Here is a 14,934-nt window from a genome sequence, read left to right as displayed (position 1 = left end):
AGCGCCCACACTTATCGGCTGTTAGTTTTTAAAGATCGATCCGCCCAACCCGCAGCGCCTGAACTACCACCCGGCACTGCTTCGTTTGCGTCGCTGCGTCTGCAGCAGAGAAGCGAGATTATGGAGAGCGGTCGGCAACCCGTCAAGCCCCTTCTGCGAATTTCTTTTGGGGACAGCACGTGGGGATACGGCCCCTATAGATACGAAAACGGCAAGCCCCCTTGTGCAAGGACCAATGCGCCCCTATCTACGTCGTGTCCCGCGCATGCACACGGACCCCGCACCCGCGCAGTCTCACGCATGCATGCGACAACAGCGACGATGATTTGATGTGCACCCATGAGCGCGAACTCCCAAGCTCGTATATAATGCGAGCCGCGCAAAATTTCGCATGTCCATCGGCCCGCTTCGAGCGGGCTCATCTTTTTGCTCCCCAGAGCACAGCCCAACAACCGCGTTGAGTCACATCAGGTGATGCTGAGCCCTGCTCGAAACGCCTGACGGTAGCGTCTTGCGTCTCATAGCGAAGCCTCTAGAGGAAATTACGTGAACCCTTTTGATCGCGAAGATTCGCAACACGAAACCGCCGCCTTCACTGCCAAAGTTCCGTCCGGCCGTTCGGCCAAAGGCAAGGGCGCCGGCAAAGCGATCCCTGTGGCAGCCGAGCTGCCGCCGCAACAAGCCGAAGAACGCCAGCGCCTGATGCGCGCACTGATCCAGCTGGGTAAAGAGCAAGGCTATCTGACCCACGCGCAGATCAACGACCACCTGCCCGACAACTTCACCGCAACCGCCGCGATCGATAGCATCGTCAGCGCGTTCAGCGATATGGGCGTGCAAGTGTACGAGCAAGCCCCGGACGCAGAAACGCTGCTGCTCAACTCGAACTCCCCCGCCGTGGTGTCGGACGATCAGGCCGACGAGGAAACCGAAGTCGCGCTGTCGACCGTCGACTCTGAATTCGGCCGCACCACCGACCCCGTGCGTATGTACATGCGCGAAATGGGCGCGACTGAGTTGCTCACCCGCGCAGGCGAAATTGCGATCGCGAAGCGAATCGAAGACGGCCTGCACGAAATGGTGCAGGCGATCGCAGCATGCCCGCTCGCGATCTCCGCGATCCTCGCAAGCGCGCAGCAGGTTGCCGACGGCGAGTTGCGCATCGACGAACTCGTCGACGGTCTGAATGAAGAGACGGCCGCCGCGGAAGAAGTCGCGAGTGCCGATGCGGACGCCGACGAAGACAGCGATGCCGACGAAGACGGCGAAGATGAAGACAACGACGACGTCGGTCCGGCCGATTCGTCGGCGGCGGACGAAGCTCGCCTGAAGCAGCTCACGAGCGACTGCCTCGAAATCTTCGCCCAGGTCGGCATTCTGTTCGACCAGATGAACGCGTCACACACGCGCGGCGACGTCACCTCGAAGGCCTATCTGCGCGCACGCGAAGACATTCAGCAGCACCTCGCGAAGATCCGCTTCACGGCACGCACGATCGACCGTCTGTGCGGCGACGTGCAGCACCAGGTCGCGCAAGTGCGCGCGATTGAGCGCAACATCTTGCAGATCGTCGTCTCGAAGGCTGGCATGCCGCGCGAGAAGTTCATCGAGACGTTCGCGGGTAGCGAGGCCGATCTCGGCTGGACCGAGCGTGCCGCGCGCACCGGCGCGTCGACCTATGGTGCGGCGCTCGAGCGTCATCTGCCGGCCATCCAGTCCGAACAGCAGAAGCTCATCGACATCGAGGCGACGGTGTCGCTGCCGCTCAAGCATCTGAAAGAGATCAACCGCCAGATGGTTGCGGCCGAATCGAAGATGCGCAAGGCCAAGAGCGAGATGATCGAGGCGAACCTGCGTCTCGTGATCTCGATCGCAAAGAAGTACGTGAACCGCGGCATGCTGTTCCTCGACCTGATCCAGGAAGGCAACATCGGTCTGATGAAGGCCGTGGACAAGTTCGAATACCGTCGTGGCTGGAAGTTTTCGACGTATGCGACGTGGTGGGTCCGCCAGGCCGTCACGCGTTCGCTCGCCGATCAGGCCCGCACGATCCGCGTGCCGGTGCACATGATCGAAACGATCAACAAGCTGAACCGCATTTCGCGCGAGATCCTGCAGCAGACCGGCCAGGAAGCGCATCCGGCGGTGCTCGCGGAACGCATGGAGTTGTCGGAAGAGAAGGTGCGCGGGATTCTGAAGATCGCGAAGCAACCGGTATCGCTCGAAACGCCGGTCGGCGACGACGGCGATGCGACGCTGGGCGACATGATCGAAGACGCGGCCGTGTCGTCGCCGGCGGATGCCGCGATGCAGGCCGACCTGCGTGCCGCAATCGACGACGCGCTCGATTCCCTGTCGCCGCGTGAAGCGAAGGTGCTGCGCATGCGCTACGGCATCAACACGAAGTCGGATCACACGCTCGAAGAAGTGGGCAAGCAGTTCGACGTGACGCGCGAGCGGATCCGTCAGATCGAGAGCAAGGCGATGCGCAAGCTCATGCATCCGAGCCGCGCGGACCGTCTGAAGTCGTTCCTCGACCGATAAGCGTTCGCTACGCTTGCCGTGCGCGCCGCACGGCAAGTCACACACGCCGTCATACACAAGCAGCGGGATGAACCGGTCGACGGTGAGTCCCGCTGTTTGCTTTTGTGCTGTACCTTCCCGGTAGCCTTACGCGCGCGAGCTCTCCGCTTCGCGTCTCCCCTGTTGTCCACAGATTTTGGGAACAAGCTTGTGGACAAGCTGCGCATGACTGCGCTAACTCATTGAGCGTACTGCGTTTCGCGCTGGCGCCTTCGATGAGTCGCGTGTCCTATCGGTTGCCGCACACCGTGCAATCTACCGCCCAACGTCGCACGCTCAACGCGAGGCCAAGCTCAAAAGGCGCCACCATGATCCAGCAGGTTCAGCATGCCCTCGCCGGTCAGCGGCGCAGCCACGGTGCTTTGCCCCAGCATGTGCGCGTCGAGGTAGCCGGAAACCTGCAGCGTGTCGGCGGCAAAGCGCATCAGCCGATGCAGTACGATCGGCGCGCCGCAGCCGAGCGTGAACACGATGATCGCAAGGTTGCCGCACTGCAAGCCGAGCAGACGCGCAACGCTGACGTTGCTGCCGAAATGCAATTGCGAGCCGAGCGATGTATTACCCATCACATGGCGCGTCAGCGCGGCGACATAGAAGCCGCGGATCAGCATCGTGCCGATCGAGAACAGCGCATAAAACAAAAACAGCGATCCGAGCGCGGCCCGCCACGGCGCCACACCCACCCCCGACACCTGGCCGACATGCATCGATGCGAGAGCGCCCTTCAGAAACACCATGAACAGCACCGCAAAAAGAGCGACCACGCCGACGAACGTAACGAGGAACAGACCGTAGACAACCCGCGCGCGCCCCTTGAAGCGAAACGCCAGGCTACCGAAGCCGCTCGCGTTGATGCGGCGCTCCGTCAGACGCATCGACGTCCACGGCAACATCTGGCCAAGCGTGACAACGCACAACAGCGCATACAGCAGCGCGCGCACACCGTAGCCGAGCGCCGAGCCGGTCATCCCGCCGCGAACACCGCACCACTGCGTGCGGCTCAGCCGATAGCGCTGCGCGCTGAAAAACGCGCCCGCCGCGAACACGACGATCAGCAGATAAAACGCGACGACAGGCAACGAACCGAGTGCGGCGCTTTTCGTCTGCATGCGCAAGACCACACTCAGCGCGCCAGCCGCGAACGTCGCGCCCAACACGACCACGATCGCGACGAGAAAGCCCTTGAATAGCTCGCCCCCGGTGCCGGTGTACTCGAAGCGCTCGTCCTGAAAGCGCATGTGCGACCAGACATAGCGGCGGTTGTTCGTGGTCGCCCAGAAGCGGTAAATGCCGAGCGTCACGATTTGCAGCAGAAGGCTTCTGAAAAAGATGCCGTAGAGGTCGCCGAGCGTGCCGTCGTAGATCAGCAGCGGCCGCTTCTCGTCGAGTGAATTCATTGCGTTGCCCTCTTTTCTTCGTTTAACGTTTTTGTGGCCCGCTCACGCATACTCTTGCGGCACTCATATGCGGCATGCGTGGGCGAACGCGACGGGCGACGGTGCTTTCCCGTGCGAAGACCGGCTCGCGTGGTGCGAGCCCATGCAAAACCTGTCTTTCAGACACGCAGGGAATCACGCAAAACGGAAACCGACCGGCAAACACATAATTACACGGTTTCGTATCTTTATAAATGGCATTTCCGCATATAAATCGGCCACTTCCATTACGAAATTTGGCAAGGCGCGAATTTATTCAATTCGCATAATCTTGAATTAACGCGCGCAATAACGATTTCATTGGGGGCGATCATTTGACGGTCCACTCGCGAGTGCGCCCCCGCCGTGGCAATCCTGCAGCCTCGCCCGCGGCTTGCCACGGCCGACCTGATGGCGCGGCATACGCGGACGAAAACGATTGCGTATTCGCACGCAACGCAATTCACGATTAATAAGGAATGCGGTGAATTCTGCTAAATCGTCGCAATTTTTGGCGTTGGAATAAAAAAACCCGGCTGCACATTAGATGCTCGCCGGGTAATCTTCCGCACTGCGCTGATTGTATTGATGCATTGCGGGTTTTATTGCCTCTCGAAGTACAGCTCGAGCGCGCGCTTCATTCGATGCACGCCGGTTTCGGTCTCCTCGACCCCGGGCGCGGCAAACGACAGACGCAGCGCCGCCCTATCGACCGCGTCCTTGTAAAACGCGACGCCCGGCACGAACATCACGTTCTGTTCGATGCACATGCGCAGATAGTCGGACGCATCGCGCGCCGCGTTCAGACGCGCCCACACGAACATGCCGCCGGCCGGACGATGAAACGCGATCTGCTGCGCGAGATGCGTGTCGAGCGCATCGCATAGCGCGCGGCATTTCACGGCATATGCATCGATGATGCGCGGCAGATGACGCTCCAACGCGCCGCTCGCGAGGTACTCGGCGGCGATCACCTGGGTCCACGGCGCGCTGCACAGATCGACCGTCTGCTTGGCGACCACGCAGCGCCGCACGATCTCCGCGTGCGCGACCATCCAGCCGACCCGCAAACCCGGCGCGACGATCTTCGACAGACTCGAAAAATGCACGACCCAGTCGCGGGAACCGGGCACCTGCCCGCTCAACGCGAAAAGCGAAGGCACTGCCATGCCATCGAAACGCAGATCACCATACGGATCGTCTTCGACGATCATGAACCGATAGCGCGCCGCAAGGCTCAACAATGCGATTCGACGTTCGAGCGACAACGTCGCGCCAGTCGGATTCGCGAAGGTCGGCACTGTGTACAGCAGCTTGGGAGCGCGACGCAGCGTGCCCGATTCGAGCACTGCGGCGAGCTTCGCGACGTCGAGTCCGTGCTGATCGACGGGCACCGTGACGACGTCGGCCTGTTGCAGCTTCAGCGCCTGCAACGTGGCCGGATACGCGGGCTGCTCGATGAGCACGACGTCGCCGGGCGCCACCATCACCCGCAGCAGCAGATCGAAGCCTTGTTGCGAACCGGTCGTCACGAGCAGGTCTGTTGGCGTGCATGACGCGCCGCGCCGTGCCATCAGCTGTGCAAGCTGTTCCTTGAGGACCGCGATGCCATCGGTGGGGCCGTATTGCAGACACAGCGTCGGCTGATGCGAGGCGCGCGCGGCCGCGGCATCGAGTCCTTCACGGTCGAACAGGTCGCTCGCCGGATAGCCGCCGGCGAACGAGATCATGCCGGGCTGCGCGAGGTATTTGAACAGCTCGCGGATCGGCGAGCCGCTCGGTGCTTCGAATGCGGGATTGAATGAGAACATGATGACGGCCGCCTGCCTCTCGTGTGATATCGATTGGGATGTCGAAGACGATCGGCGTCGATTGTGGCCATCGGCGGGATCTGCGGCAAACGATATCTATGCACTACTTATTGCGTTTTCCGCATGACCCCGCATCGGGCCATATAGGGGCGCTAGCTACACCACGTTCTTCTCGATGATCGGCCGGTTTTCAAGCACACGCGCGAAGCTCAGTGAACCGAGGTCGAGCGTCGCATAGCGGCCATGCAGAATCAATTCGCTGATGCCGCGTCCGGTTGCCGGGCCTTGCTGCAAACCGTGGCCGCTGAAGCCGTTCGCGAAGATGCAGTTTTCGACATCCGGATGATGTCCAATGATCGCGTTCTGATCGAGCACGTTGTATTCGTAATAGCCGGACCAGCAGTTCTGCACGCGCAGCGCCTCGAATTGCGGCACGCGATTCGCGAGCGTCGGCCAGATCACGTCGTCGAATAGCGCGTGATCGACTTCGTCGAGCGGTAAATCGTCGGGGTCGTTATCGGCCGATGGCGACGTGCCGCAGATGTAAGAATTGCCTTCGGGCCGGAAGTACACGCCGCTCGGATCGATCAGCAGCGGGCAGCGTTCGAGCCTTGCCGGCGACGTGACGTTAAAGATACTGCGCCGCCGCGCATAGACGGGCAGGTCGATGCCGATCATCTGCGCGACCTTGCGCGACCACGCGCCGGCCGCGTTGACGACGACATCGCAAGCATAGGTCTCGCCGTCCGCGGTTCGTACCTGCGTGACACGGCTGCCGTCGCGATGCAGCGCGGTGACGTCGGCCGCGACATAGCGCGCGCCGAGCGCCTGCGCTTTCTTGCGCAGCGCCTGCACGAGACCGTAGCCGTCGAACCAGCCCTCGCCGCTTTCGCCAAAAGCGCCGGCAACGAGATCGTCGGTATTGAGCCAGGGGAAGCGCGTTTGCAAGCCATGCGTGTCGAGCAGGCTGATATCCGCGCCGAGGCTTGTTTGCAGCGCGTGATTCTCGCGCAGCGTCGCTTCACCGGCCGATGTCGCGAGAAACAGGTAGCCGCCTTCGTGCAGATCGATCGACGGCCGCGTGCCGTCGACTTCCAGCCGCTCGCCGATCGAGCGCAGAAACTCGATGCCGAACAGCGACATCTGAATGGAAAGCGGCGTAGAAAATTGCTGCCGGATCGACGCCGCCGACAAGGCCGACGACGAACGCGCATAGGTCGGATCGCGTTCGATCACCGTGACGCCGACTGTCGGATCGGACAGCCGCAAGAAATACGCAATCGAACTGCCGATCACCCCACCGCCGACGATCACGACTTTCGAACTCACGTCTTACTCCACGAGTAACGTGGCCGCTCCGGAACGCCGGGCGGCGCAAACGGATTGCTATCTGCAACGCGCGGCCGTGGCACGCCTGACGGCGGCGTCACACTTGCGCGCGTCAGTCGAGATTGAAGTCGATACCCTGCGCCAGCGGCAGCGCCGACGAGTAGTTCACGGTATTGGTCGCGCGACGCATATACGCCTTCCACGCATCCGAACCCGACTCCCGGCCGCCGCCCGTTTCCTTCTCGCCGCCAAACGCCCCGCCGATCTCCGCGCCGCTCGGACCGATGTTGACGTTGGCGATGCCGCAGTCGCTGCCCGACGCGGACAGGAAGCGCTCGGCTTCGCGCAGGTCGCTCGTGAACACGCACGACGACAGACCATGATGCGCGGCATTGTTCGCGTCGACCGCATCGGCGAAATCGGCATAGCGCAGCACGTATAGAATCGGCGCGAAAGTTTCCTTCAGCACGACCGGCGTCTGCGACGGCATCTCGACGATGGCCGGACGCACGTAGTAGCCGCCCTCATAACCCTTCACGTCGACGCGCTCGCCGCCGAACACCTTGCCGCCCTCGGCCTTGGCCTGCTGCAGCGCTTCCTGCATGCGGTCGAACGATTGACGGTCGATCAGCGGCCCCATCAGCGTGCCCTTTTCGAGCGGATTGCCGATCGGTACGCGGCTATACAGCTGCTTCAGACGCTCGACGGTCTTTTCGTACACGCTGTCGTGAACGAACAGACGCCGCAGCGTCGTGCAGCGCTGACCGGCCGTGCCGACCGCCGAGAACAGGATGCCGCGCATCGCGAGTTCATGGTCGGCCGTCTGCGCGACGATGCCCGCGTTGTTGCCGCCGAGTTCGAGCAGCGAACGGCCGAAACGCTTCGCCACTTCGACGCCGACCTTGCGCCCCATTTCCGTGCTGCCCGTCGCGCTGACGATCGACGCGCGCGGATCGGCCACGAGCTTTTCGCCGACGTCGCGGCCGCCGATGATCAGCGCCGCGAGGCCAGCCGGCGCATCGCCGAATTCCTTCAGTGCATCTTCGAGAATCTTGTTCACCGCGAGCGCCGACAGCGGCGTCTTTTCCGACGGCTTCCAGATCACCGCGTTGCCGCACACCAGCGCGAGCGCCGCATTCCACGACCACACCGCCACAGGGAAATTGAACGCGGAGATCACGACGCAGGTGCCGAGCGGATGCCACGACTCCGCCATCCGATGCCCCGGGCGCTCGGACGCGATCGTCAAACCGTACAGCTGGCGCGACAGACCGACCGCGAAATCGCAGATGTCGATCATTTCCTGCACTTCGCCCATGCCTTCCTGCAGGATCTTGCCGGTTTCCAGCGAAACGAGGCTGCCGAGCGCGTGCTTCTGTTCGCGCAGCCGATTGCCGAGCAGCCGCACCAGCTCGCCGCGGCGCGGCGCCGGCACGTTGCGCCATACGGCGAACGCGTCTTTGGCCCGGGCGAGCGCCGCGTCGACCTCAGCCGACGTCTGGCTGGCCACACGGCCGATGAGCGCGCCGGTGATCGGCGAATGAACCGCGATATCGCCGGCTTGTGCGGCGTGGGCAATGCCGAGATCGGCAAGGATGGTGGACGCGTCCATGTGAACCCCTTTAATTTCCGATGCGAAACAAGAGTAAGTTCGGAAACTATACACGCGGGTTTTTGTGGCGGCAAGGAGATGCCTGGGGAGTGAAATACCGGTTGACAAAAGGTAGCGTTGTTTCCAGAAGGAAACTTAGTCAAGCTCCGGGCGGGTGTGCGAAACCCGCGCGTCAAGCGTCAAGCATCGGTCGCGCCGTCCCCCTCCGCCGCCGCCGTCAACCGGTCGACCAGCACGCGCGCAAACGGCGGCAAGTCCTGCAGACTGCGCACGCAGATCTTCAGCTTACGCTCGGCCCACGGATCGTTCAGGCCGACGATCGCGATCTGCATCGTCTTTCTGTGCCGCAGCGCGACCGATTCCGGCACGATGCCGATTCCGACACCCGCCTCGATCATCCGGCACGCGGCCTCGAAGTTGCCGACCTGAATGCGAAGTTTGAGACGCGCGCCGAGCGCATCGGCGGCACTCGTGATGAATGCGTGGATCGCACTCGACGTCGGCAGGCTGACGAAGTTCGCGTTCAGCACCTGCGAGAAATCGACCGACGCCTGCCTCGCGAACGGATGCTCGCACGACGTCACGAGCACGAGCCGATCGTCGCGATACGGCAGCATCTGCAGATGCTCGGCATGCACATTGCCCGCGACGATGCCGATATCGGTCGCGCTGTCGGCGACGCCCTTGACGATCTCGCCGCTCAGCACTTCGCGCAGATCGATGTTCACGTCCGGGTGATCGCGCAGAAAACGGCTCAGCACGGCCGGCAGGAACTCGCTTATCGCGGTCGTGTTGGCCCAGATGCGCACGTGGCCCTTGATGCCATCGCCGTACTCCTGCATATCGCCGGCCAGATGCTCGACGCGTTCGAGCACGAGCCGCGCGTGATGCACGAAGGCCTCGCCCGCGGGTGTCGGCGTCACGCCCTGGCTGGTTCGATAGAGCAGCTTGATGCCGAGCTGCTCCTCGAGATTCTTGACCCGGTTGCTGGCGGCCGGCGCCGACAGGTGCGAACGCTCCGCCGCACGCGCGAGGTTGCGCGTGTCGGCGATGTGCATGAGCAGGCGTAAATCGACGAAATCGAAGTGCATGATGAAAGCTGCTAGCGAAGCATGGGCAGGACAGACTTTCATCTTAACCAGGTGTGGTGAAAATTTAGCCGGGGAAAGATCCGAATCGACGGCCTCCCTTCATGCGCGTACGGCCTATGCCGACTCTTGCATCATCTCCGCTTGCGGTATCAGCTCGGCATCGGGCGAGATCTCTTCGAGCGTCTGTTGACTCGTTTCGATGCGCAGCGCGAGAATCGCGATGCTCAGCAACAACAGCACGCCTCCGACCATCGTCAGCACACCCGTCACGCCGAACTGCGTGTAGAGCAGCAGCGCGACATACGGTGTCGACATCGACGCCGCGCGGCCGCACGTGCCGGCCACGCCGGTGCCGCGCAAGCGATGCGCGGTCGGAAACAGCTCGGGGATATAGCCGAACAGGCCGAGCGTGCAGACGGTGTAGATCGTCGTGACGAGCGCGAAGCCGACGACCGCGATCGGCACCGGCGCGCGCATCTGCACGTAGACGAAGCCGAGCACGATCGTTGCGAGCGAGAACAGCACGATGCCGTTGCGCCGCCCGAGGCGGTCCGTCACGAGATAACCGACCACGGCACCGGCCGGCGCGCCGAACGACATCAGCAGCACGAAGCCGAGCGACTGCACGATGGTCAGGCCTTCCTTGACGAAGAACGTCGGCAGCCACGCGACGAAACCGTACAACGACATGTTGATCGCCATGCAGGTCAGCGCGGCGACCAGCGTGCGGCCGATCATGCCGCGCGCGAACAGCGCCGCGAACGGCGCGGCCGGCACCTCGTGACTGAACACGCGCGCGACCGGCGGCAGTTTGCCGACGCGCGCCTCGACCTGTCGCTCGATCGCGGCGACCGTGGCCTCCGCCTCTTCGAGCCGGCCAACCGTTTCGAGCCAGCGCGGCGACTCCGGCATCCGATGCCGCAGGAACCACACGACCATCGCGCCGACACCCGCGATCGCGAACATATAGCGCCAGCCGAGATGCGGAATCACCCAATAGCCGACCGCGGTCGCGCCGAGCAGACCGGAGTTGATGATCAGCGCGAGCAACGCGGTCCAGCGGCCGCGCGTGGCGGGTGGCACGAATTCGCACAGCGTGCCCGCGGCGACCACGAGTTCGGCGCCGAGGCCGATGCCCATGATGAAGCGCAGCAGGATCAGCCAGTAGATGTCCGGCGCGAAGCAGGCGGCGAGCGATGCGAGGCCGAAGATCGCGAGATTGGCTTGATACGAATAGCGTCGGCCGAAGCGGTCGCCGAGATAGCCCGACAGGCCCGCGCCGATCATCATGCCCATGAAGGTCGCGGAGATGAAAAACGAGCCGAGGCGCAGATCGGTGAAGCCGGTTTTGACCATCGCCGCGAGCGCGCCGTTGGCGAGATAGATGTCGAAGGCGTCGAGGAAAGCGCCTGCGCCGATCAGGCCGAGGATGTTCCAGTGAAAGCGGCTGATCGGCAGGCGGTCGAGGCGTGCACCGGAGTTGATGGGGGCTGGCAAGTTGTGTCTCCTGTCTTTTTAGGCGGTGCACGGGCGAGAGGCTCGCGTGCGCGGAACAGTTCTGCGAGGCTGCCTTCGTTGGATGCGGCGGCTCGAGGCAGAGCGCTGAACGGCCGTAGTTGGATCGTGCGGGCCGTTGGCTTCAAGAGTGCGACAGGCGACGTGGGGTGGGAATTGGGTTTTTTGGAGGTGAGTGTTCCGGTTTGATTAAGGGATGAAAAAGAAGCGATTTGCATACCTGAAAGGCTGCAGCGCATCAGAGTCTGGTACTTCATTTCCAGGAATAAATTCTTCCCAAAAATCGGACTACGGCCTACTCTGTCGATGTACTCCCCCCGCATGTTGGCCGGCCATGCCCATTTCAAAGCGGCCCGATATCGAGCTTCGGAGCCGGTCGCACCGGATGATTTGAATGTAGACGTGCGTGCTGTTCAGGAGGACATACGGGGCACTCAGGTAGATTCTCGGAGGCAGAATGGTTGATGACTGGTCCTGCACGATGCGGACGATCGTCGACGAAATCGCCGCAAGCGTCGCGATCGTCGCGCGCGATGAGAGGGGACAGCTGGTGGTTTCCGCCTGCAACGATCATTTCATGCAAATGACGGGCGGCAAGCGCAACAGCATCAAATCGTTCCCGGCGTCATTCGACACGCTGATTCCCAATTACGCACGAACCGAATTCCGTCAGAAGCTCAGCGAATGCTTTGAATCCGGCGTCGCCCGCGAACTCGAGCAGGCTTATGACCTGAGAGACGGAACCCACTGGTGGCGCCTGTCGTTGAAGCCGCTGCGGCACAACAGAGGCGCGAACTCGGTGATCGAAATCATGGTGACGGGTCTCGAGATCACCGCAAAGATGGAGTTGATGCACGAACTGGAAGTCAGCACGTCGCGTTTCCGCTCGGTGGTGGATGCCGCCTATGACGCGATCATTACGATCGACCAGCAGCACTGCATCACTCTCTTCAATCGCGCTGCGGAAAACCTTTTCGGCTATTCGGTCGAAGAGATGGTGGGGCACCCCATCACGGAACTGCTGCCCGAGCGCTATCGCGCCAATCACTCCCAGTACGTCCATCAGTTCGCCCGCTCGCCGGTGCGCTCGCGGCAAATGGACGAGCGCAACCGCATCTATGGGCTGCATCGCGACGGCTCGCTGCTGCCTGTCGAAATCGCGATCTCGAAGATCAACGTGGGCGGCCTGATCGAATTCACCGCAGTGATTCGCGACATCGCCGATCGCGTCCAATTGATGGATCTGCTGCAGAAGCAGGCCGTGACCGACGAGCTGACCGGCCTGCCCAACCGAAGAGAATTCGCGGACACGGTCGAGAACCTGCTGGGGTCGGACAGCAAGCTTTCGATCTTTCTCCTCGATATCGATTACTTCAAGAAGATCAACGACAGTTACGGACACGACATTGGCGACGAAGTGCTGCGCGTGATGGCCAAAGTCGTCATGAACGCCGATTGGCGCATCGGCGTGTTTGCCCGCTGGGGCGGCGAGGAGTTCGTCGCCGCGCTGCCGGGCCTCGATATCGAACAGGCGACGAGCGTGGCCGAAGACTTGCGCCAGACGATCGAGCAGCAGAACTTCGAGCATCCGTGGCGGCTCGGCAAGCCGATTCCATTTACGGTCAGCATCGGCGTGACCGAGCGCCTGCCTGGTGAGGATGACGTCGACGCCATCGTCAAGCGCGCGGACCTGGCGCTGTATCGCGCCAAGGACAGAGGGCGGAACCGCGTGGAGGTTGGTTGATGCAGGCCGTGTGAGTAACGGCCGCTCACGAGTGAGTGTTTGCCAACTCTACGACGAACTCCAGAAAGGCACGCGTCTTCGCCGGAACGTGATGGCGTGACGGGTAGCAGGCGTACAGCGGATAGCGCTCGTCAGGCCAGTCGGGAAAGAGATTGATCAGCCGCCCTTCGGCAATCAGTTGCTCGGCACCGAAAAGAAGCATCTGCGCGACACCGGAGCCAGCGAGGCACGCATTCAGTAGCGCGCCAGGATCGTTCACCGTCAATCGCCCGCGCGGTGCAATCACAGTTTTCTTGCGTTTGCGATGGAACTCCCAGGGGAACGGCTTGCCTGTCTCCGAATTGCGGAATTCCAGGCAACGGTGACCTGGGCCCTCGAGATCTTCCGGCTTTGCCGGGCGCCCACGTCGTGCGATGTACGACGGTGCGGCGACCGTGACCACGGCCGTGTCGAGCAGCTTGCGTGCGACGAGAGACGATGTCCTCGGCTCGCCGAACCGCAGCGCGAGATCAAAGCCCTCGAGAACGAGATCGCCCAGATGGTCGCGCGCGATGAACTCGATTTCGAGCTCAGGATGCGCGTCCATGAAATGGTCGAGGCGTTGCCCGAGTATCGCCCGGTAACACACTGGATCGAGGTTGACCCGCAGCTTTCCCCGCACCGCCGATGCGCCGCCAGCCGCGGCCACGGCGGCTTCCTCCAGCCCTGCGAGGTGCGGCATGACCTGCTCGTAAAAACGGCGGCCCTCGTCCGTCAGGGATACGGACCGCGTAGTTCGATTGAAGAGCCGGATCTTCAATCTCTTTTCCAGCCTTGCAATCGCCCTGCTCACACCAGGCGGCGACATTCCGATCACTTCCGACGCAGCCGCGAACGTACCGGCGTCGACTACCGCCGCAAACACGCTGATGCCGCTCGAAAAATTTTCGATCCTCGATTTCATGGTCGCGCGATTCAAAGCAGGTGACTGAGCTGGCATTATCGCCGGCCCAAGCCCCGTCGCGCCATTTATCCGGCTGTCCGGTTCCGCGCGGCCACTTCTCCACCGTCGGCCCGAGTGACGGTGTCGCTGCGATCCGTCCTCGTATTGATGAACCATGCGGAAACCGAAGCCAGCAAGAAGCAGCCGACGAAAAGATGGAACACGACATTGAAGTCGTTATTCGTGCTGGTCAGGATGTAACCGACGATCAGCGGGGAAAGAAATCCTGCCAGCTGACCCGCTGCATTGACAAAGCCGATTGCCGATCCGACGACCTTGTTCGGCAGCGCGACGTTCGGGATCGTGTACAACGAACAGCCGGCCATGGTCGAGAAGAAATAGCCGATCGTCTGATAGAACACCGCCGTTTCCGCAGTCTCCGCATGGGCCGTCAGATAGGCAAAGACGGCGGCCACGATGCAGCCGAGGACGACAAGCAATTCGCGACGATTGCGGAAGAACTTGTCGGAGAGAAAGCCCGTGATGCAATAGGCAATCGTGCCGACGAGAAATGGCACCGACGCCATAATGCCCATTTTGGCCGTCGAGAGGCCGCGCGCTTTCAGCAGGTACGTCGGAAACCAGCTCATGATTCCCCACGAGGCGATGCTGAATACGAACAAGGTGACAAAGCACCACCAGACCAGCGGCGTTTTCAACAGTCCAGCAAAATCCGCTTTGCCGGCGGACGCAGACGAAGCCTTTTCGCTGGTGCCGATTTCCTCTAAGGCTACGCTGAACAAGCAGCTGAATTTGCGACGTGTCGGCGATGTAGAGGTGTTCAGGTCGTGAAGCCGACGGTCATCCTTTGGTTTTTGGCCCTTGCGGGCATTGCACGCGGGCGTTTGCCCG

General features: G+C 62.1%; 10 protein-coding genes. 2 read left to right on the top strand and 8 right to left on the bottom strand.

Annotation, left to right across the window (positions count from 1 at the left end; all coding sequences use genetic code 11):
- The first annotated feature begins 546 nt into the window (after positions 1 to 546).
- Positions 547 to 2,544 (top strand): RNA polymerase sigma factor RpoD, encoded by a 1,998-nt coding sequence (rpoD, locus tag AB3X94_RS39860; protein ID WP_176107285.1) that lies wholly within the window; start codon positions 547 to 549, stop codon positions 2,542 to 2,544.
- 332 nt (positions 2,545 to 2,876) lie between these two features.
- Here the strand turns inward: rpoD and AB3X94_RS39855 are convergent, their stop codons facing one another.
- The 6 genes from AB3X94_RS39855 to AB3X94_RS39830 all read right to left on the bottom strand — a co-directional run bounded on the left by AB3X94_RS39855 (position 2,877) and on the right by AB3X94_RS39830 (position 11,338).
- A complete protein-coding gene (locus tag AB3X94_RS39855) occupies positions 2,877 to 3,980 on the bottom strand; it encodes a YjgN family protein (RefSeq protein ID WP_368614349.1) in 1,104 nt (367 codons plus the stop codon).
- Positions 3,981 to 4,600: 620 nt separating this feature from the next.
- Positions 4,601 to 5,809, bottom strand: a complete 1,209-nt coding sequence (locus tag AB3X94_RS39850; protein ID WP_368614348.1) for a PLP-dependent aminotransferase family protein — start codon at positions 5,807 to 5,809, stop codon at positions 4,601 to 4,603.
- Between the two features lie 156 nt (positions 5,810 to 5,965).
- Complete coding sequence (locus tag AB3X94_RS39845; RefSeq protein ID WP_176107282.1) at positions 5,966 to 7,138, bottom strand: FAD-binding oxidoreductase; 1,173 nt, start codon at positions 7,136 to 7,138, stop codon at positions 5,966 to 5,968.
- Positions 7,139 to 7,250: 112 nt separating this feature from the next.
- On the bottom strand, positions 7,251 to 8,750 hold the full coding sequence (locus AB3X94_RS39840) for an aldehyde dehydrogenase family protein (RefSeq protein WP_176107281.1): 1,500 nt from the start codon (positions 8,748 to 8,750) through the stop codon (positions 7,251 to 7,253).
- 179 nt (positions 8,751 to 8,929) lie between these two features.
- Positions 8,930 to 9,841, bottom strand: coding sequence for a LysR family transcriptional regulator (locus AB3X94_RS39835; RefSeq protein WP_368614347.1), 912 nt, complete (start codon positions 9,839 to 9,841; stop codon positions 8,930 to 8,932).
- Positions 9,842 to 9,955: 114 nt separating this feature from the next.
- Entirely contained in the window at positions 9,956 to 11,338 is a 1,383-nt protein-coding gene (locus AB3X94_RS39830; RefSeq protein WP_368614346.1) for an MFS transporter, read from the bottom strand.
- Positions 11,339 to 11,813: 475 nt separating this feature from the next.
- Between AB3X94_RS39830 and AB3X94_RS39825 the strand changes: the two genes are divergently transcribed.
- Positions 11,814 to 13,100 carry a diguanylate cyclase gene (locus AB3X94_RS39825; protein WP_368614345.1) on the top strand — a complete coding sequence of 429 codons (1,287 nt, stop codon included), beginning with the start codon at positions 11,814 to 11,816 and terminating at the stop codon, positions 13,098 to 13,100.
- Positions 13,101 to 13,125: 25 nt separating this feature from the next.
- Here AB3X94_RS39825 and AB3X94_RS39820 read toward each other — a convergent pair whose 3' ends face one another.
- Together AB3X94_RS39820 and AB3X94_RS39815 are read right to left on the bottom strand one after the other, a co-directional pair.
- Entirely contained in the window at positions 13,126 to 14,043 is a 918-nt protein-coding gene (locus AB3X94_RS39820; protein WP_368614350.1) for a LysR family transcriptional regulator, read from the bottom strand.
- Between the two features lie 65 nt (positions 14,044 to 14,108).
- Positions 14,109 to 14,934: MFS transporter (locus AB3X94_RS39815; RefSeq protein ID WP_368614344.1), on the bottom strand; the 826-nt coding region annotated here is incomplete at its 5' end.

The sequence above is a fragment of the Paraburkholderia sp. BR10923 genome (assembly GCF_040948765.1).
GTDB lineage: Bacteria > Pseudomonadota > Gammaproteobacteria > Burkholderiales > Burkholderiaceae > Paraburkholderia > Paraburkholderia youngii.
This window is presented reverse-complemented; position numbering and strand designations above follow the sequence as displayed.